This window comes from Neptuniibacter sp. QD48_55, from assembly GCF_047778115.1.
Lineage (GTDB): Bacteria > Pseudomonadota > Gammaproteobacteria > Pseudomonadales > Balneatricaceae > Neptuniibacter.
In genome coordinates, this window is the sequence record NZ_CP180555.1 from 3,041,375 (window position 1) to 3,061,900 (window position 20,526).

Annotated in this window: 20 protein-coding genes; 8 read left to right on the forward strand and 12 right to left on the reverse strand. The window is 44.6% G+C overall.

Features of this window, described 5'->3' with window-relative positions:
* Positions 1-39: 39 nt before the first annotated feature.
* From rseP to rpsB, 7 genes are all read right to left on the reverse strand, one after another.
* Positions 40-1,395, reverse strand: a complete 1,356-nt coding sequence (gene rseP, locus ACMXYW_RS14190) for a sigma E protease regulator RseP (RefSeq protein ID WP_415904484.1) — start codon at positions 1,393-1,395, stop codon at positions 40-42.
* A 10-nt stretch (positions 1,396-1,405) separates the two neighbouring features.
* Positions 1,406-2,215, reverse strand: coding sequence for a phosphatidate cytidylyltransferase (locus ACMXYW_RS14195; RefSeq protein WP_415904485.1), 810 nt, complete (start codon positions 2,213-2,215; stop codon positions 1,406-1,408).
* Positions 2,208-2,969, reverse strand: a complete 762-nt coding sequence (gene uppS / locus ACMXYW_RS14200; protein ID WP_415904486.1) for a polyprenyl diphosphate synthase — start codon at positions 2,967-2,969, stop codon at positions 2,208-2,210. Before uppS ends, ACMXYW_RS14195 begins: the two co-directional genes overlap by 8 nt.
* A 40-nt stretch (positions 2,970-3,009) precedes the next feature.
* A complete protein-coding gene (gene frr / locus ACMXYW_RS14205) occupies positions 3,010-3,567 on the reverse strand; it encodes a ribosome recycling factor (protein WP_415885836.1) in 558 nt (185 codons plus the stop codon).
* Positions 3,557-4,315, reverse strand: coding sequence for a UMP kinase (gene pyrH, locus ACMXYW_RS14210; RefSeq protein ID WP_415882452.1), 759 nt, complete (start codon positions 4,313-4,315; stop codon positions 3,557-3,559). Before pyrH ends, frr begins: the two co-directional genes overlap by 11 nt.
* 97 nt (positions 4,316-4,412) lie before the next feature.
* Entirely contained in the window at positions 4,413-5,273 is an 861-nt protein-coding gene (tsf, locus tag ACMXYW_RS14215) for a translation elongation factor Ts (RefSeq protein ID WP_415885837.1), read from the reverse strand.
* A gap of 108 nt (positions 5,274-5,381) precedes the next feature.
* Positions 5,382-6,116: a 30S ribosomal protein S2 gene (gene rpsB, locus ACMXYW_RS14220; RefSeq protein ID WP_415904487.1), complete on the reverse strand. Its 735-nt coding sequence runs from the start codon at positions 6,114-6,116 to the stop codon at positions 5,382-5,384.
* Positions 6,117-6,360: 244 nt separating this feature from the next.
* On the opposite strand from rpsB, the gene map reads away from it, so the two are divergent.
* Genes map through ACMXYW_RS14235 form a run of 3 tightly spaced genes read left to right on the forward strand, consistent with a single transcriptional unit; the run spans position 6,361 to position 10,217 of the window.
* A complete protein-coding gene (gene map, locus ACMXYW_RS14225; RefSeq protein ID WP_415885839.1) occupies positions 6,361-7,134 on the forward strand; it encodes a type I methionyl aminopeptidase in 774 nt (257 codons plus the stop codon).
* Between the two features lie 42 nt (positions 7,135-7,176).
* Positions 7,177-9,876, forward strand: coding sequence for a [protein-PII] uridylyltransferase (locus ACMXYW_RS14230; protein WP_415904488.1), 2,700 nt, complete (start codon positions 7,177-7,179; stop codon positions 9,874-9,876).
* Positions 9,877-9,926: 50 nt separating this feature from the next.
* Positions 9,927-10,217, forward strand: a complete 291-nt coding sequence (locus ACMXYW_RS14235; RefSeq protein WP_415885841.1) for a DUF1244 domain-containing protein — start codon at positions 9,927-9,929, stop codon at positions 10,215-10,217.
* 65 nt (positions 10,218-10,282) lie between these two features.
* Here ACMXYW_RS14235 and ACMXYW_RS14240 read toward each other — a convergent pair whose 3' ends face one another.
* Positions 10,283-10,768, reverse strand: a complete 486-nt coding sequence (locus tag ACMXYW_RS14240; RefSeq protein WP_415899222.1) for an LPP20 family lipoprotein — start codon at positions 10,766-10,768, stop codon at positions 10,283-10,285.
* Positions 10,769-10,776: 8 nt separating this feature from the next.
* On the reverse strand, positions 10,777-11,502 hold the full coding sequence (locus ACMXYW_RS14245; RefSeq protein WP_415899223.1) for a FlgO family outer membrane protein: 726 nt from the start codon (positions 11,500-11,502) through the stop codon (positions 10,777-10,779).
* A gap of 215 nt (positions 11,503-11,717) precedes the next feature.
* Here ACMXYW_RS14245 and ACMXYW_RS14250 point away from each other — a divergent pair, with 215 nt between their 5' ends.
* Entirely contained in the window at positions 11,718-12,929 is a 1,212-nt protein-coding gene (locus ACMXYW_RS14250; RefSeq protein WP_415899224.1) for a flagellar assembly protein T N-terminal domain-containing protein, read from the forward strand.
* Between the two features lie 60 nt (positions 12,930-12,989).
* On the opposite strand, the gene ACMXYW_RS14255 is transcribed toward ACMXYW_RS14250, so the two are convergent.
* Positions 12,990-13,646 carry an OmpA family protein gene (locus ACMXYW_RS14255; protein WP_415899225.1) on the reverse strand — a complete coding sequence of 219 codons (657 nt, stop codon included), beginning with the start codon at positions 13,644-13,646 and terminating at the stop codon, positions 12,990-12,992.
* A gap of 240 nt (positions 13,647-13,886) precedes the next feature.
* Here ACMXYW_RS14255 and ACMXYW_RS14260 point away from each other — a divergent pair, with 240 nt between their 5' ends.
* Together ACMXYW_RS14260 and ACMXYW_RS14265 are read left to right on the forward strand one after the other, a co-directional pair.
* The gene (locus ACMXYW_RS14260; protein WP_415899226.1) at positions 13,887-15,797 is read left to right on the forward strand and encodes a beta-ketoacyl synthase; all 1,911 of its coding nucleotides are present in this window, start codon (positions 13,887-13,889) and stop codon (positions 15,795-15,797) included.
* 14 nt (positions 15,798-15,811) lie between these two features.
* Complete coding sequence (locus ACMXYW_RS14265) at positions 15,812-16,213, forward strand: hypothetical protein (protein WP_415904489.1); 402 nt, start codon at positions 15,812-15,814, stop codon at positions 16,211-16,213.
* Here ACMXYW_RS14265 and ACMXYW_RS14270 read toward each other — a convergent pair.
* Together ACMXYW_RS14270 and ACMXYW_RS14275 are read right to left on the reverse strand one after the other, a co-directional pair.
* Positions 16,205-16,972, reverse strand: a complete 768-nt coding sequence (locus tag ACMXYW_RS14270; RefSeq protein ID WP_415899228.1) for a TatD family hydrolase — start codon at positions 16,970-16,972, stop codon at positions 16,205-16,207. The genes ACMXYW_RS14265 and ACMXYW_RS14270 overlap by 9 nt on opposite strands.
* Positions 16,973-17,046: 74 nt before the next feature.
* Complete coding sequence (locus ACMXYW_RS14275; protein ID WP_415899229.1) at positions 17,047-18,627, reverse strand: peptide chain release factor 3; 1,581 nt, start codon at positions 18,625-18,627, stop codon at positions 17,047-17,049.
* A gap of 117 nt (positions 18,628-18,744) precedes the next feature.
* On the opposite strand from ACMXYW_RS14275, the gene ACMXYW_RS14280 reads away from it, so the two are divergent.
* Together ACMXYW_RS14280 and ACMXYW_RS14285 are read left to right on the forward strand one after the other, a co-directional pair.
* A complete protein-coding gene (locus tag ACMXYW_RS14280; RefSeq protein WP_415904490.1) occupies positions 18,745-19,998 on the forward strand; it encodes an ATP-binding protein in 1,254 nt (417 codons plus the stop codon).
* The gene (locus ACMXYW_RS14285) at positions 19,985-20,521 is read left to right on the forward strand and encodes a response regulator transcription factor (RefSeq protein WP_415904491.1); all 537 of its coding nucleotides are present in this window, start codon (positions 19,985-19,987) and stop codon (positions 20,519-20,521) included. Before ACMXYW_RS14280 ends, ACMXYW_RS14285 begins: the two co-directional genes overlap by 14 nt.
* The last annotated feature ends 5 nt before the right edge of the window (positions 20,522-20,526 follow it).

Sequence of the window (20,526 nt, forward strand, 5' to 3'; positions counted from 1 at the left end):
GAAGTGCGTCTAATCCGTAATAAATAATCGAAACAGCTGTCACAGCCGCATAAAGTCATTAAATAATGCTACAAACATCAATGAAAGCAGCATAGCCATACCAATTTTCAGACCAAGGAGCTGAATATTCTCACTTACAGGCCTCCCTGTCACTAATTCGACAGCATAATAAAGCAAATGCCCGCCATCTAAGACAGGGATTGGCAGTAAATTTAATATACCTAAGCTAATACTCAGATAAGCAAGAAAACCAATATAATATTCAACACCCAGCGATGCAGAAGAACCGGCAACTTTAGCAATGGTAATAGGGCCACTCAAGTTTTTTACTGACATATCGCCCGTCAGCATTTTCCATATGGAGTCGAAAATCAAACCAATCAGTTGCCAAGATCTTTCGAAAGCCATAAAGATAGATTCAATTGGACCATATCTTATCTGCCTTTCCATATTTTCAGGAAGAGAAACTTGCTGAGTACCCGCCCCTATAAAACCTATTTTCTCACCATCATCAGTGATTTTCAGCGCCGGCGTTAGCTTAATAAATAACTCCTGCCCGTTTCTATCTATTCTCAGGTTCAACACTTGTTCTGGATTTGCTTTAACCACACTTACAAACGATAACCAATCCTCAACCAGAACATCATTGACTGAAAGAACCTCATCACCAGCCTTCAAGCCTGAACCCGAAGCCCTTCCATTCTCCAAAAAACTACCGAAAATTGCTGGCACATGAGGGCGCCAAGGCACCAGCCCTAAAGCTGAGACCGGTGACTGTTTATCAACGTCAAATTTCCACTCATTCAATGCGATTCTGTATTCTTGTACTAGAGTTGTGCCTTGTTCACGTACTTTAAGGCTTAACTCCCCACTTTCAGCAACACGCGAAGCAAGTCGCAAATTAACAGCGTCCCAACTTAAAGTCTCATGACCATCAACAGCCACTATTTCCGAATCTATAGGTAGTCCAGCATTTTCAGCCAAAGACCCTTGCTGAACCGCTCCAATCACAGGAACGACTGCAGATACGCCATAAATAAAGAGAAACCAATATCCAAAAACAGCAAAAATAAGGTTTACAAGAGGACCCGCTGCAACAATAGCGATACGTTGAATAACTGGTTTACGATTGAAGGCTTGGGAGAGCTGTTCTTCAGGCACATCACCCTCACGTTCATCCAGCATTTTGACATAGCCACCTAAAGGAATACTGGCTATCGCATACTCAGTACCTTGACGATCTTTCCAAGTATAAAAAGCTTTACCAAAACCAACAGAGAAACGTAGAACCTTAACTCCACAACGACGGGCCACATAAAAATGGCCCCACTCATGGATTGTAACTAAAATCCCTAAGGTAACGATTGTGGCAAGAATGGTATGCAACAGTTCCATAGCAATCTCACTATACAATTAGATACTGCATACCCAGCACAAACAAAGGCGAAGCTGCAGTCAGGCTATCGATACGATCTAAAACACCACCATGCCCTGGGAGCAACTGACTACTATCTTTGATACCCCGATGCCTCTTCAACATACTTTCAAATAGATCTCCTAGTACAGAAATCAATCCTGTTGCAATGGCAAGCACAACAAGAAGAATAACTTGAAGCGCTTCAAAATCACTGTATAACGCGAATCCCAACGCAATCAATACACAGGCGACTAAGCCACCATAAAGACCTTCGCGTGTTTTACCAGGGCTTACATTAGGCGCTAATTTAACCCGGCCAAAATTCTTGCCCGAGAAATATGCACCGACATCTGCCCCCCAAACCAAAAGAAACAACAGGAGGATTAACATCTCACCGTTTTCTGAACCTTTCAGCCCAACAAATGCAATCCAGCTCGGCACCAATACTACCAAACCGACTAAAGCGCGCTTCCAACTAGCACTCCAACCAGTGTTCTGCGGATATTTCACCACCCATAGAAATGCTACCGCCCAACCTAAGAGTGCTGCAGACAAGATAAGTTCAACAGGAATGCTTGTGTAAAACAGATGCAAGCCAGCCAGAATAGCTGCCATCAAGCCAACATAGATCAAACGCTGAACACGGCTTTCATAACCAGATAAGTTTGCCCATTCCCAAGCGCCCAAGAGAATCACAACATCCATAAAATAAAGAAAGGATGATAAAGGTAAAGCAAACACTCCCAGCAACGCTAAAGGAGCAAGCACAAGCGCGGTTAATATTCGCTGTTTAAGCATTTTGCTCCGCCTCTACCTGCTCACTGGTTTTACCAAAACGGCGCTGTCTACCGCTATAATCTTGGACTGCCGTTTTCAAATGCTTTTTATCAAAATCAGGCCAATAAGCATCCGAAAAATACAATTCAGTATAAGCAAACTGCCAGATCAAGAAATTACTAATACGCTGTTCCCCACCCGTTCTAATACATAGATCCGGTTCAGGCAGATCAGATAGGTTAATGCATCTCCCTAGGGATTCTTCAGTAATTTCTGAGGGAGATAAGTCATTAGCAATGCATTTCTCTGCCAGTTGACGAGCAGCCTGGGTAATATCCCAACGACCACCATAATTTGCAGCAATATTAAGCTGCAAACCATCACAACCCGCAGTCAAAGCTTCAACATGGTGTATTTTTTTCTGTAACGAATCGCTAAACGATGCTTTATCACCTACAACTCGTAAGCGAATATTGTTTTTTAATAACTTCTTCGCTTCTCGATCTAATGCCAGCTTGAACAACTCCATTAGACCTTTAACCTCCAACGGAGGTCGTTTCCAATTCTCAGAACTAAAAGCAAATAAAGTCAGAGATTCAACACCTAACTCCACACAGCCTTCGATAACTGAACGCACACAATCCACACCCGCTTTATGACCTGCCAAGCCTGGTAGTCGACGCTCTTTTGCCCAACGGTTATTCCCATCCATAATGATGGCAATATGCCGAGGCGTATTAGTAATAACTTCTGAAGAATTGTTTTTTGATGTCATGCAAATAATTCAGCGGCACCTTACAGCACCGCTGCTTCGATCAAATTTCCATTAGATCTTTTTCTTTCTGCTCCAGAAGACTATCTACTTCTGCAACATGCTTATCCGTAACTTTCTGAATCTGATCTTCGCCACGACGCTGATCATCTTCAGTAATCTCTTTTTCTTTCAAAAGATCTTTAAGATCGCCGTTTGCATCACGACGAATATTACGAATAGCTACGCGTGCACCTTCAGCTTCCTGACGCGCTTGTTTGATATAACCCTTACGCGTTTCCTCAGTCAACGGAGGCATTGGAACACGAATATTTTCACCCGCAGTTGCTGGGTTCAAACCTAGATCAGAAGTCATAATCGCTTTTTCAATTACAGGCACCATTGGCTTTTCCCATGGAACGATAGATAGCGTACGACCATCCTCAACGGAAATATTAGCCACCTGGCTCAAAGGCACATCAGAACCGTAATAGGAAACCTGAATTCCTTCCAGAATGCTCGGGTGTGCACGACCAGTACGAATTTTCTTGAAGTTCGTTACTAGGGCATCAACACTTTTCTGCATGCGCTCGGCAGCATCCTGAGTGATTTCATTCAGCATATTTTTCTCCAACCGTTTCACTGCAATCGATCAAAGTACCCTCGTCGCTACCTACTACAAGGTTGGCAAGAGCACCTGGTTTATTCATATTAAATACACGCACTGGCATATTGTGATCTCGCGTCAAACAGATCGCTGTCAGATCCATAACACCCAGCTGCTGTTCTAAAACTTCATCATAACTTAGATGACGGTAACGGCGCGCTGTAGGATCCTTAACTGGATCTGCCGTATATACACCATCAACCTTGGTTGCTTTCAGGACAACATCCGCCTCGACTTCTATACCACGAAGACAAGCTGCAGAATCTGTTGTAAAGAAAGGATTACCTGTACCCGCCGCAAAAATCACAACATCACCTTGATTAAGGTAACGCATCGCATTTCGACGGTCGTAATGATCTACTACACCACTCATTGGAATAGCCGACATTACTCTAGTGTTTATATTGCTACGCTCCAATGCATCTCGCATAGCCAATGCATTCATAACGGTTGCGAGCATACCCATATGGTCGCCAGTAACACGATCCAACCCAGCCTCATTTAGGGCTGCGCCACGAAACAAATTACCACCGCCGATAACCATACCGACTTGAACACCAATCCCTACTAGCTGACCGATCTCTAAGGCCATTCTATTCAGGACATTTGAGTCTATACCAAAGCTCTCGTCACCCATTAGGGCTTCGCCGCTAAGCTTCAATAATATGCGTTTATATTTTGATTGTTTCTCGGTGGTTGGCATCCGTATATCTCCACAGAAATTGGGATCAGGAGAGTGTAGCAAGAAAAGAGGGGATTGCGCATGGGTTAGATGCGCAATCCATAAGCCTTAGAGCTTATTAGCCGTTAAGCTGAGCAGCAACTTCTGCAGCGAAGTCTACTTCTTCAACTTCAATACCTTCACCCACTTCGATACGAGTGAATGCAGATACAGTAGCGCCAGCATCTTTTGCTACCTGACCAACTTTCTGATCTGGGTTTTTAACAAAAGCTTGCTCTACTAGGCTGTTTTCAGCCAAGAACTTGTTGATACGACCAGTAACCATTTTTTCTGCAATCTCTGCAGGCTTGCTAGCCATATCTGGCTGCGCAAGAATGATTTCTTTTTCTTTCGCAACAACTTCTTCAGGCATATCTTCTTTATTAACAACCTGAGGGTTAACAGCTGTAACATGCATAGCGATGTCTTTAGCTGTTTCTTCATTACCACCTTCAAGCTGAACAAGCGCTGCAATTTTGTTGTTGCTGTGTACGTAAGCACCAACAACGCCACCTTCAACTAGGAATACGCGACGCACACCGATGTTCTCACCGATTTTTTGAACCAATGCATCACGTGCATCAGTTAGTTCACCAGCCATCAACGCTTCAACGTCAGTCGCTTTATCAGCAAACGCTTTTTCTAGCACAACATTTGTGAAAGCAAGGAAGCCTTCATCGCGTGCTGCGAAGTCAGTTTCAGAGTTAACTTCTACTGCTACCGCGTAGCTGTTATCGTCTGCAACTTTAACAACCACAACACCTTCAGCTGCAGTACGACCTGCTTTTTTAGCAGCCTTCATACCAGAAGCTTTACGTAGCTCTTCAATCGCTTTCTCGATGTCGCCACCAGCTTCTTTAAGTGCTTTTTTACACTCCATCATGCCTAGACCAGTACGGTCACGCAGATCCTTAACCATTGCAGCGGAAATGTTCGCCATATCGAATACCCCTATAAAATAATCGCGGGTTAATCAAAAAATCCAAAAAAGGGGGCAAGGCCCCCTCTATAAAGTCAAAGAGAATACGTTGCCGTATCCCCAGCAGAATTATTCAGCTGCTTTTTCTTCAACTTCAACGAATTCGTTTTTGTCGCCAGCAGTTGCTTCGATACCTTCTAGGCAAGCATCAGCTGCAGACTTAACGTAAATCTGGATTGCACGCAGTGCATCATCGTTACCAGGGATAACAACATCAACGCCATCTGGGTTGCTGTTAGTATCAACGACACCGATAACTGGGATACCCAGTTTATTTGCTTCATTTACTGCGATACGCTCGTGGTCAACGTCGATTACGAACAAAGCATCAGGAAGACCGCCCATCTCTTTGATACCACCGATAGAACGCTCTAGCTTTTCCATTTCACGCTGACGCATCAAAGCTTCTTTCTTAGTTAGCTTCTCAAACGTACCATCCTGACTCTGACCTTCCAGATCGCGTAGACGACGGATAGACTGACGGATAGTTTTGTAGTTAGTCAGCATACCACCCAACCAACGGTGGTTTACGTATGGCATACCTGCACGAGCAGCTTCTTCTTTAACGATTTTGCTAGCAGCGCGCTTAGTACCAACGAAAAGAACTTTGTTCTTGTTGGAAGCCATACCCTGGATGCTATCTAGTGCACCGTTAAGTGCAGGTAGAGTGTGCTCTAGGTTGATGATATGAATCTTGTTACGAGCACCGAAAATGAATTTAGACATTTTCGGGTTCCAGTAACGAGTCTGGTGACCGAAGTGAACGCCTGCTTTAAGCAGGTCACGCATAGTAATTTTAGCCATTATATTTTCCTAAAATTGGGTTAAACCTCCACGATCCCCAACATCCAACCCGAAGGCACCCTGAACGTTGTGTCGGAACGTGTGTGATATATATTTTTGCTTACGCAAATTGAGCGCGGATTTATACCATAACCACCCAATAATATAAAGCCTATTTCTATTCCTGCAGCAGGATTGCTACAATCCCCTTCAGTTAAACTTTAATACACCGCTTCTGGCGGTTTCACAGGACAATTGACAGCTTATGAGCATCAAAATTAAAACACCTGAAGAGATCGAGAAAATGCGCGTTGCAGGCCGTTTGGCTGCCGAAGTTCTCGAAATGATCGAGCCATATATAAAACCGGGTGTCACCACAAATGAGCTGAACCAAATTTGTCACGACTACATTGTGGATAAGCAACAAGCCATTCCTGCACCGCTTAACTACCATGGTTTCCCAAAATCTATCTGCACATCAGTTAATCAGGTTGTTTGCCATGGCATTCCAAATGACAAGAAACTGAAAGATAGCGACATCATCAATGTTGATATCACGGTAATCAAAGATGGTTATCACGGCGACACCAGCAAAATGTTTTTTGTGGGCAAGGAACTACCTCATGCCCGCCGCCTAGTCGATATAACTTTGGAATGCATGTACAAAGGTATCAAACTGGTTAAACCGGGCGCACGCCTAGGAGATATCGGCCACGTAATCCAAACCCATGCAGAGCAAAATCACTATACTGTGGTTCGTGAATACTGCGGCCACGGCATTGGTGCTGAATTCCACGAAGAACCTCAAGTTCTGCATTACGGTAAAGCAGGTACTGGCGAGATCCTTGAAGAAGGCATGATTTTTACAATTGAGCCAATGATCAATGCAGGAAAACGACAGGTTAAACTATCTAAGAAGGATGGCTGGACTGTTGAAACAGCTGATCGTCGCTTATCAGCACAATGGGAACACACAATCCTAGTAACAGCCGATGGTTACGAGATTCTAACCCTGCGTTCTGATGAGAATATTCAGTAAATCATTTAACTGCGAGAATTAAGCAAAGCGGGTAATGCTAAGATGTCGACCACCCTCCACCAGCAACTAGCCGAAGAAGAGATCATCGACATCGATGATTTTAGAACTAAGTTAGCGGAGGCAACCTCCCCTATCCCTGTGTACAAAGAGGCGCTGTGCACGATAAAAACCAGCCTTGATGATCGTTTCAAGGCTGGAGAGGATATCCGCAAACTAATCTACGGACGTGCGTGGGAAATCGACCGCATTTTGCAAGTTGCTTGGTCTCAATACCCATGGCCTGAAGATAAGATCTCGCTTATCGCTGTTGGCGGCTATGGCCGAGGCGAACTGCACCCGCATTCAGATATTGACCTACTCATCCTCTTGGATGATGAGATCAATGCTGAAGATCTACATGATTCAATCAGCGCATTTTTAACCACCCTATGGGATATCAATTTAGATATAGGCTCCAGCGTTCGAACACTCAGTGAGTGTTACAAAGAAGCACAAAGTGATATTACGATCGCCACCAATCTGATTGAATCTCGCACACTGACAGGCAACCCTGATCTTCATACCCAAATGTATGATCGCGTGACATCAGAGGGTGCCTGGACCGATAAAGAATTCTTCCTAGCTAAGCAAAAAGAGCAGAAAGAACGTCATCAGAAGACCAACAATACTGAGTACAATCTGGAGCCTAACCTTAAAAACTCCCCAGGCGGACTGCGAGATTTACAAACCATAGGCTGGGTATCCAAAAGGCATTTCGGCTCCACCTATATTCGCGACCTGGTTGAAGATGGCTTTCTAACTGAAACAGAGCTAGATATCTTAAATAAAGGCGAGCTGTACCTATGGTCTGTTCGTTATGCACTACATATGCTCTGCAACCGTCGAGAAGACCGTCTACTGTTTGACCATCAACGCACACTAGCTGAGTTCTTTGGCTACAAGGATGAAGAAGGCAAGCTTGCTGTAGAACAGTTCATGAGCAAGTACTACCGTATTGCCATGACCATGTCAGAATTCAACGACATGCTACTGCAACACTTCGATGAAGCGATCCTCCGTGCCGATGAAGAACAAGTGATCATCCCTCTCAACAATCGCTTCCAGATCCACAACGATTATTTAGAAGTCACTCACGAAAACACATTTGAACACCAGCCTTTTGCCCTGATGGAACTGTTTGTCCTTCTGGCACAAAACCCATCCATCAAAGGCGTACGCGCTTCTACTATTCGCTTAATTCGAGACAACCGTCACAAGGTTGATGAAGAGTTTCGTAAGGATATTCGCAATACCAGCCTCTTTATGGAACTACTTCGTTCCCCAGAGCGCGTTTCTACCGAACTAAAACGGATGACACGATATGGGATTTTGGGCCGTTATCTGCCTCAATTCGGCCGTATTATTGGTCAGATGCAGCACGACCTATTCCATATCTATACCGTTGATGCGCACACCATGAAGGTGATTCAGAAATGCCGTCAATTCAGACATCGCGACTATCGAGAAGAATTTCCAATATGTCATCGCATTGTAAATCAGCTACCTAAAATCGAGCTGTTATACATTGCCGGTCTTTTCCATGATATTGCCAAAGGCCGTGGTGGCGATCACTCAGAGCTAGGCGCTGAAGACGTACTCGAATTCTGCGATGAGCACCATTTAGGCAAGTGGGACAGCCATTTAGTATCCTGGCTCGTACGTAACCACTTACTTATGTCTATGACAGCGCAGCGCAAGGATATTTCAGATCCGGAAGTCATCCACACATTTGCGCAACAAGTACGAGACATTGTGCACCTTGACTATCTTTACGTGCTGACTATCGCCGATATAAACGCTACCAACCACACACTTTGGAATAGCTGGCGTGCAACATTGATGCGTAAACTCTATACCGACACTAAACGCGCTCTGCGTCGTGGCTTAGAGAACCCAATCAATAAAGAAGACCGTATCGAACAGATTCAACACGAAGCTCAGATTTTATTGGATCGACAAGGCGTAGAGAAAACCGATATACACACTTTATGGTCATCAATAGGAGATGATTATTTCCTTAGAGAGACCGCCCAAAGCATCGCTGAACACACCAAGGCAATTCTAGAACATACAAAAGCAGATGAGCCGCTGATCCTGATTCGCCAAACATCTCACCGTGTATTTGAAGGCGCAACAGAGATTTTTATCTACAGCAAAGATATCAAAAACCTCTTTGCAGCCACTGTAGCAGCGATGGACCAATTACATCTCAATATTCAAGATGCACGCATTATCGTGACAGATAGTGGCGAGGTCCTTAACACTTATACCGTTCTGTCAGATGACAACACACCATTGTCGGAGAACCCAAGTCATCTGCAGTCAATCAAGCAGCGCCTAATCGAAGAACTTGATGATCCAGATGACTACCCGGATATTATCCAGCGACGCGTTCCACGTCAGATGAAGCTGTTTGCTACCCCAACTCAAGTTTATGTAAGCAATGATCCGTCTGCTCAACAGACCGTACTAGAAGTGATCACACCCGATCGCCCAGGCCTACTTGCACGCATTGGCGGAATTTTCGCTGAGCACAACCTATCTGTTCGTAAAGCTAAGATCGCAAGCGTGGGCGAGCGTGTAGAAGACTTCTTCTTTATCACCGACGAACAAGGCCTACCAGTCTCAGATCCTGACTTATGTCAGACCCTTCAGGATCAGATCTGCCAGCAGTTGGATGAACACATCCAACACGAACGTTAATAGAGCCGTTGCCTCAGGTAATCGAGGCGCTAAGATAAAGTGAGGAAAACATGGATCAACAAACGCAAAATGAAATCGAAGCGGCTGTATTCCGTCGTCTACTAGAGCACTTAGACAACCGCAAAGACGTACAGAACATTGATCTAATGATTCTGGCGGGTTTCTGCCGTAACTGCCTGAGCAAATGGTACAAAGCTGAAGCTGAAAAGCGCGGCCATGAAGTCGATTACGATGCTGCGCGAGAGTTGGTATACGGTGAGTCTTACGACACTTGGAAAGATAAATACCAAAAGAAAGCGACACCAGAACAGATGGCAGCATTCGAAGCGACTCAAAAATGATCGCTTAGCTTTTAAAAGTTAGATAATAAAAAAGGGAGCATCTGCTCCCTTTTTTATTACTAAAATTAGCGGCTAATCCAGGCTCGCTGAACCTGATTTAGATCCACTTCTAATGTAGTTGCGTAAGTATCTTCTTGCACCGGATAAGTCTTCACAACTCTTGCCCCTCTAACAATTCCGGAAACAGCAGCTTTGAATTGATCATTTTGCAAAATCATATCCTGTACCGATGTTGTACCAAACAGATACTGACCATGCACAACACCCGCCAATTCTTGATAAGCTCTCAATTTAGAAGCGCGCATAGCCATCAAAATTTTATGCTGACGATTTTTCCCCGGTTGCAAGCTAATCGGCGCATAGCCCGTCGCTCTCACCCAATTAGGCTCTTTAGGCTCCTCAACACGGGTTGGAAAATTAACATCCGGTAAGGCTTCAACCATATCAATGGTTGTCTCAACTGCCGTTTCACACCCCTGAAGAAGTAAAACTGGCGTCAATAAAAGCAGCCCTGCCAATTTACGAAAAAGATTTGTGTATGCTTTTTTCATCTGATGATTTACCTAACCGGCCCACTTCCATTTTCGATAATCAAATCTTCATTTAACGCTTTGAGAGGATTATACCCTGGTAACCCGCCTTCTAAACGCGCGTTACTTACATGGCTCTGTCCAGTTGCCAACACCTGTCGAGTCGTTGTATCAATAACTCGGGCATTTATGACCATACCATCAGAATGTTGCGCATAAGTTCCTGTCACCAAGAAATACAATTTGTAGCGTGTTCTGAGGCCTGACAGGTTCTGTTTCGATAGCGGCTGCTTGGTTGATGTTGTTAACCCCGCCGCGCGGTAATCGATCAAGTTATAACCATGTTGTTGTAACTGATAAATAAACGCTTGTTCTAAACGTTCACCAAAGCGCCCAACTTTGCGCTCATTATGTAAGTTTGTGAATGGAATGACCGCCATTGGAAATTTTTTAACACGGTTCTGCTGCAAACCCGCCGTCATCTGTACAGCCATTTGCTGAACAGCCTCACTGAGAGGATCCAAACCATTTGGGGAAACATCAACCTGCACAACCTCTCGCTGCAACATCGCACGTTCTTTTTCCAACAGAGCTTCTTTTTCAGCGATATGCGCCTTTTCTAGCTTATGCAGTTCTGCAACGACTTCAGGACTCATACTTTCAATATGCACGGACTCAGGCCCAGCATCTTTATTTGTTTGCTGCATACAACCACTTAAACATCCGATCGCTAACAGCAGTAAAATATTTTTCATCCTGATCTTCCAAACTCAAAGGTTACGCACCACAATCTAACATAATCATCTAGGTATAGGGAGCAATACAAAACACGACCTTATACAATGATTTACAATCATATTGTAATTGCATACTGTCAGCTTTATGGGCCCTGAGATAAGATGCCCACAGTTCCAATATCTGTTATTTAAGTTATCTACATATAGTGTAAGTAATCGGTCAACGGTGAGATATGTTTAATCTAGTGCAAAAATTAATCTTAGCCTGCCTGCTTCTATTGCCCCTTTCAGTTCAGGCTGTTGTTGTTGAAGCGCAAGGCCAAGCGATTATTGCCAACAAAGATATAAACTCTGCTCGAGAAGCAGCAATTCGAGATGCTTCACAGCAAGCCTCTATGCAAGCCGCTGTTTATATTTCTAGCAGCCAAGTCGTTCGCGATGGCATCCTAGAAATCGACAATATGCAGATCAGCACCTTGGGCCAAGTATCCAATATAGAGATTATTGATGAGAAGGTCGTAGGCAATACTCTATTTATCCGTATTCGGGCTGATGTACTGATTGATCAAGGGTGCCACAACGGCGTAAGCAACAGTTACACAAAATCAATTGCCGTTACCGCCTTCCCATTACTAAAACTTAAACAAGCCAACCTAGGTGGCTTAGGCAGTGTGAGCAGTGTTTTTCCTGCTCAAATTGCACAACTGATGAATAACAAACAGTCTTTTGTTGCTCACAACGCCGGCCGTCTAAACCTTCATCCACAACCAGAATTCGCCCCAACCAATCAGTTGGATGACGGCGCCCTTTCCAGCATGCAACAAACAGCGGGCCAGCTGAATGTAAACTATGTTGTCTCCGGTGTTATCCGCGATATGTCGATGATGGATCCTCGCACTCATACTGAGAAAAACTTCCTAATCGACCTTTACAACACCTTGGATTACAAAAGCAAAAGACACTTAAGAAACTTTGAAATAGACCTATTTATCCATGATGGTATGACTGGCCATCTTGTCAGCCAAAAACACTATCAAACCGCTGGTCTCTGGAATCTAGATCGTACAATTAAAACAGGCTTCAATACTGCTGGTTTTTTCAAGCAGGATTATGGACAAAAAGTTAAAGAGCTCCAGCAAACCATTCTTGAAGAGCTTCAAAACGAATTACTGTGCGAGCCTTTCTCAACCATGATTACTCAAATTGAAGATCGAAATATTTGGATTAATTCTGGTAAACAACAGGGGTTAAAACGAGGTGATAAACTTACCATCTACCGCAAGTCCACTTATTACTCGCCAGATATGAAAGCGACCACTCAACTAACCAATACAAAACAAACATTGGTAATTGATGATGTCCAAATGGGTTCAGCTTCTGGCCACATCAGCAGTGCAGCTGCGTCATTCAACATTAGGCCCGGCGATTTAGCTATCGCTCGCTAGTGAAGAAAAGATAAGAAAGGACGCACTCGAGCCTTATAAGCTCGAGTGCCGTATCCATACTTAGCGACGCGTTCCGCTAATATTGATCTCTACACGACGGTTCTGTGAACGACCTGCAGAGGTTTTATTATCTGCAATTGGATAACGCTCACCATAACCACGCGCATTAATACGTAACCGCTCAACACCTGCACTCACAAGGTAATCACCTACTCGCGCAGCACGGCGCTCAGAAAGTTGCTGGTTATACTCAAAAGAACCAGAGCTATCTGTAAAGCCGTCAACATTCAGCTCAGTCTGATCAAACTTAGCCAATACCTTAGCTACTGAGTCCAACACCGGGTAAAAACTACCGGCAATACGATCAGAATCCACAGCGAATGTAATATTGCCAGGCATAATCAAACGAATAGAATCACCAATACGCTCAACTCGAACACCTGTACCTTCTAATTCTTGGCGCAACAAAGCTTCCTGTTGATCCATGTAATAGCCGATACCGCCACCAACAGCACCACCCACAAGAGCACCGGTCAAAGCACCTTTACCACGGTCACTTTTACTAGAAACAGCAGCACCAAGTACAGCACCTGCTACAGCGCCAATACCTGCACCCTTCGTAGTATTACCTACTTTCTGCTCACCTGTATAAGGATCTAGTGTTTGACACCCCGTTAGCAGAACACCTGTAACTGCTACAGCAATCAGTTTTTTCATGCATATCTCCTAAGATTCTTGCGCTCCCTGAATTCGGCCATAGTATGACTGAATATTGGCTGACTAAAAACAAATAAAATAAGTCATAGATGCTAGTCAGTACGGGTAAACACCGATAAAATAATACGATTGTAATTTTTAGATTTGGCCTATATCTACTACCGATTAAAATACGTTATTGTGTAGCGGTTAGATAGAGACCTTCGATTATCTGTAGTACTGCCCTTTGAGGAGATACAATTGTCCCAGCTTCCTGTCATTGTTGGTTTTGGTGGTATAAACCCTGCTGGACGTGCCTCATTTCACCATGCTTATCGCCGTTTAATCATCGATAAGCTGGATTCTAAATCTCGCACTGAGACATTAACCGATCTCGCTATTTTGACTGGCCTAGCAACAACATCTGAAGGCCAATATCTAAACCAAGAGGGTGAAGTTTGCACTGCAGAGGCACTTATTGCGTCTCTACAAGAACAACTACTCAATAGCACTCTGATCCGACAGATCGAAGGTAGCTGCTTTGACGTCAACAACGTCATGTTTAATAAGCCAGCAAGCATCAATTTAGGTGACGAAACCCTAAAATTCCAGCTACGTAAACGTCAAATGCCGCAAAACATTCCAAGTAATTGGCAAGTGACGGAGACATCTTCTGGGCAATTTGAAATCGAAGTCACAGGCAAATTAGAAGCAATTTTGCCGGATAGTAAAACAGCACCTGTTCAATCAGCAGGTCAACTGCCTAGCGGCTTCCAACCAGGCAAACTCTACCAATCTCGTAATCACCCACGTAATCTGCAGATGACTGTTTTTGCGGCATCAGATGCGATCTCTTCAAGCGGCATACCATTTGAACGCATCAGTGCTTACGTTGCACCAGACCAGATTGCAGTTTATGCGAGTAACTCTATTGGCCAATTAGATGATTTTGGTTTTGGTGGTTTAACTAAATTCCCAGCGATTGGTAAGCGTACAACATCAAAACAGATGCCTCTTGGCTATGCGCAAATGCCGGCCGATTTTGTGAATGCTTATATTCTAGGCAATGTAGGAACGACAGGCGGCGCTTTAGGTGCTTGTGCAACCTTCCTATATAACTTGCGCAGTGGCGTTAATGATATCCGCAGCGGTCGTCGCAAAGTAGTTTTAGTTGGCGGCAGCGATGCCCCAATTACACCCGAAGTTATCGAAGGCTTCCGCGCGATGGGCGCTCTTGCTGAAGATAAGGACCTTTTGGCTTTAGACAATCTTGCTGAACTCACCAGCGATGACTACCGCAAAGCATGTCGTCCGTTTGGTAATAACTGTGGATTCACCATTGGTGAAAGTAGCCAATTCGTATTATTAATGAGTGATGACCTAGCGGTTGAACTAGGCGCCGAAATCTATGGCGCTGTGCCAGAAGTATTTGTTAACGCCGACGGTCACAAGAAATCAATCTCAGCTCCAGGCGTGGGTAACTACATCACTCTAGCTAAGTCAGCTTCTTTGATCCGATCAATGCTCGGCGAAGAGTCACTGCAACAGCGCAGTTTTGTTCAGGCTCACGGAACAAGTACTCCGCAAAACCGCGTAACCGAATCTCATGTTATCAATGAGACAGCTAAAGCCTTCTCTATTGATAACTGGACAGTTTCCGCAGTTAAATGCTATCTAGGCCACTCGCAAGGTACAGCTGGCGGTGACCAATTAAGCACATCTCTAGGTACGTGGAAATACGGCTATGTCCCAGGCATCGTAACGACGCCTGCGTTTGCTGATGATGTTCACCAAAGTAACCTGAATCTAAGCAACCAGCACCATGAAGTGGGTGTAAACGGCATGGATTCTGTGCTTTTGAATTCTAAAGGCTTTGGCGGGAACAACGCATCTGCACCTGTGCTAGCGCCACATGTTGTCCACAACATGCTTAAAAAGCGTTACAGCGCTGCACAATTAAAAGAGTATCAGAACAAGCTTGAGCAGACGCGTGCTGTCGCCAGTGCTTATGACCAAGCAGCCATTCTTGGTGAAGCTAAACCAATCTATCGCTACGACCACAACGTTCTACAAGGCGAAGATCTTAAAATCACTGATTCACAAATAAAACTTCCAGGCTATGCCAACCCTGTGAGCTTAGAAGTTAGTAACCCTTTTGAAGACCTTTGCTAAATAAGGATATGAGTATGCGTAATGCAGTATTACTTTTAATTGCTGGTTTGGGCTTGAGCGGCTGCATGAGCATGGACTCCCTTTCTCTAGGCAAATCCGAACCAACTGAAACGGACTATTACCTAATCGATACGAAGTTTCGTTTTATCTGCTTAGGTAATACGACTCAATGTCGTGACATGACAAAGATTGTTTCTTCTCGTTCGCAGCTTGCGCCTATTGAAAAAGCTTACGGTACTCCAATCAAAGGTCCAAACTATCCAGTATCACTCACCCGTATGCTTCTAAACCCTGCCGATGGCAGTTACACCAGTTCACCTGCTGGAACCACAGGCCGCTACTTTAAGATTCCTGTTAACGACAAGACACAAATCGCTTGGGATGCTCTAGGCACTATTGAAAGCGGTTTATATTAATCGCAATAGGTTCTTTGATTGCTGGGTAGTGATAGCTGCAACCTCCTCCAGAGCTATTTGACGAAGTTCTGCTATCACACCTGCCACTTTTGCTACATTAGCTGGAAGATTAACCTCCCCCTGATATCCAGCCAAAGGCATATCTGGCGCATCCGTCTCTAACACAAACGACTCTAGCGGCAATTCGCACACTAACCGCCTTATCTTCTTCGCCCGCTCATAAGTAACCGTTCCACCAATACCCAATTTGAAACCTAAATCCAGATATTGTCTTGCTTGTTGCTCACTTCCAGAGAAAGCATGCACAATACCACCTCGCTCTAGCTGAATTAGCCGCAACTGTTTTAACATCTGGTCATGCGCTTTACGAACATGCAGCAATACCGGCAGGTTAAACTTCTTTGCCAAAGCCAATTGTTCATTCAAATAGAGTAATTGTTGATCTAGATTGGCCTCAGGAATAAAAAGGTCCAGACCTATCTCACCTACAGCACAGACCTGTTCAGTCGCCAACAAGGTTTCTAAAAGTTCAAGATCTGCCTGCGTGTGCTTTGCCATAAAGCAGGGATGTAAACCAAGCGCAGCGTAGAGGTTATGATCCGACTTAATCAGACTCAATAAGTCTTGCCACCTATCAGCGATAACACCAGGCACGACAATATCGCTTACACCGGCGCTTCTTGCCTGAAGAAGTATTTCTTTCCGAGAAAGATCAAATTCTGAGAAGTCTAAATGACAGTGGCTATCGATAAATTGCATAGCATTAGATTAGGGCGGGAAATACATGGCTGCAAGCCTAGATGCTTGCAGCCATTTATTTAGTGGTAAGTGGTTTAGTGCTCGCGTGTAGCACGGAAAGCTACATCAGGCCAACGCTCTTCAGCCAAACTCAAGTTCACGCGTGTTGGTGCTAAGTAAGTCAAAAGACCACTACCATCGATTGCCAAGTTATCATGATTCTTCTTCTGGAACTCAGCCAGCATTTTATCATCATCACACTCAGCCCAGCGCGCTGTCTGCACACTGATCGGCTCGTACTTACACTCAACCTTGTATTCATCTTTCAATCGGAATACAACAACATCAAACTGCAGCTGACCTACCGCACCCAAAATTAGGTCATTATTTTTCAACGGCTGGAATAACTGCACTGCACCCTCTTCCGATAGCTGCTGCAGACCTTTCTGTAGCTGCTTCATTTTAAGTGGGTCCAATGGGCGTACACGACGGAACATTTCCGGCGCGAAGTGAGGAATACCGGTAAATTTAAGATCTTCACCTGCAGTAAACGTATCACCAATCTGGATCGTACCGTGGTTATGTAAACCGATAATATCACCGGACCATGCTTCCTCTACGTTCTCACGATCACCCGCGATAAAGGTTACCGCATCTGCAATTTTCACATCCTTTTTGATGCGTGCATGACGCATCTTCATGCCTTTACTGTACTTACCGGAACAGATTCGCATAAAAGCAATACGGTCACGGTGTTTAGGATCCATATTGGCTTGAATCTTAAAGATAAAACCACTGAATTTTTCTTCAGCTGGTTCAACTTCACGGGTTAGTGTCGCACGTGGAATTGGCGCAGGCGCCCACTCAACGAAATCATTTAGCATCTCGCGGACACCAAAGTTCGCCAAAGCCGTACCAAAGAAGACAGGGGTTAGCTTACCCGCCATAAACTCTTCTTTATCGAATTCATGAGTAGCACCACGAACCAGCTCAACTTCATCCAGGAAGTCTTCGTAGATATCACCTAAAAGCTCTTTAGCTTCATCACTCTCAAGGCCTTTAACCTGAATATCTTCAGGAATCGTATGACCTTGGCCCGGCTGGAAGACATGAATCGTATCGGTATAAAGGTTATACACGCCTTTAAAACGCGGCCCCATCTCGATTGGCCAAGTGATCGGCGCCGCTGCAATTTTCAGAACTTCTTCGATCTCATCAAGCAATTCAATCGGATCACGAATTTCGCGGTCCATTTTATTCACAAACGAGAAAATTGGCGTGTCACGCAGACGACAAACTTCCATCAGCTTAATGGTTCGATCTTCGACACCTTTCGCACCATCTACAACCATCAACGCAGAGTCCACTGCCGTTAGTGTACGGTAGGTATCCTCAGAGAAATCTTCGTGACCCGGAGTATCCAGCAGATTAACCATGCGACCGTTATACGGAAACTGCATTACAGAAGAAGTGATCGAGATACCACGCTCCTGTTCCATCGACATCCAGTCAGATGTCGCCATACGATCGCCTTTTTTCCCTTTTACGCTACCCGCTTGCTGAATCAACTGTCCGAACAACAACAGCTTTTCAGTAATGGTCGTTTTACCCGCATCGGGGTGGGAAATAATCGCAAACGTGCGGCGTTGATTAACTTCTTCTTGCAGGATACTCATGGATAAACATCATTTATGGTGACAGAAAGCAGGCATTATACTCCGACTGTGACAAATTACCTCCACTGCGACATTTTGCCTCGCCAGTTTTTCACCACTCTACGGTATAATCTTTTGATGGCTAATCATCGCGATAATTTAATTCAGCTTTCTTACATCAGAACCGTTACCCTGTTCGGGCAATGTATTGCGGTTATCTTTGCAATTTACGGTTTGCAGGCCGACCTTAATGTCTGGTTAGTAGGCACAACACTTGCCGCCTTAGCGCTGCTGAATGTGATGACCTACGCTCGGCTTTTTTCACCTTGGCCAGTCACAGAGCCTGAGTTTTTTACCCAATTAATCGCAGATATGGCGTTATATGGCGCGCTTTTATTTCATATGGGGGGAGCAACCAATCCCTTTATATTCTTACTGCTCGTCCCGCTGATTATCTCCTCGGCTACCATGTCCAAGGCCTATGTCTGGTTGATAGCCTTCATGATTATCGCCATATATAGCTCTTTGCTGTTTTATTACGAACCTCTAGTTCAGCTAGACAGCAGTCACCAGCATCGCATTATGGAACTGTTCGATATTCATATACTCGGCATGTGGATCAACTTCCTCCTAACGGTAATTGTTGTAACCTATTTTATTGTTCGCATGCGCCAATCCATGCAGATACAGCAAGAGACATTGGATCAAGAACGCGAGAAACGCATTCAAGATCAACAGCTTCTATCGCTCGCCAATATGGCTGCCGGCACAGCTCATGAACTGGGAACGCCATTGAGCACCATGCAAGTCCTACTCAATGAACTTGAGCATGAGCACGCTGAAAACCCTGAGCTAGTAGAAGACTTACAACTTTTACGCCAGCAAACTGAACTTTGTGCGCAGCGCCTGAAACAGATGAGCCAAAGCGTGAAAGAAGAGCAAGCGACTGCGCAGCAGATGTCCACCATGGCACTGGTAGAAGATGTTATTGAGCAGTTTATGATTCTTCGGCCAGAGGTAACGCGTACCTTCACTGTACAAGGCGACGGAGAACCTCCTTCTCTTAACTGCACAACATCATTAAAACAATCCCTGTTAAACCTGCTAAATAACGCCGCAGATGCAGAGCCCGAAGATATCAATATCGAGCTAGATTGGGATCAGCAGACAGTATATTTCCGTATCTACGATAACGGTCCGGGAATTAGTCTTGAACAGAGCAGCAATCTAGGTAAACCTTTTATCACTACAAAGGGTAAAGGTTTAGGAATAGGGCTTTTCCTTACCAGTACAACATTGGCGCGCTATGATGGCGATGTAAGACTCTACAACCGTCCTGAGGGCGGTACGTTAACCGAAGTGACTCTTCCGATAAGGCATGCAGATGACTGAACGCTTTCTGATAGTTGATGACGATCCGGCCTTTACGCGCGTACTCTCACGCGCAATGACACGTCGGGAGTTTGAAGTTCAAGTTGCACGTAGCGCCGAAGAGGCCGAAAAGTTGATCCAAACCTGGGTACCAGACCTAGCGACTGTAGATCTTAAAATGGACGGTGACTCTGGATTAATACTGATCCCTAAACTTCGACAACAAAACCCTACAATGAAAATTCTAATGCTGACCGGCTATGCAAGTATCGCCACAGCAGTAGAAGCTATAAAACTGGGCGCAACCCAATACCTTCCGAAGCCTGCAGATGCCGATCAAATCCTGACCGCTTTGAACAAGATTGAGGCAGATGCTGAAATTGAAGTGACTGAACAACCTATGTCGGTGAACCGCTTAGAGTGGGAGCATATTCAAAAAGTGCTCAATGAACATGATGGTAACGTTTCAGCTACAGCTCGGGCACTTGGCATGCACCGAAGGACCTTGCAGCGAAAACTTTCAAAACGCCCTGTAAAACGATAAAGCGC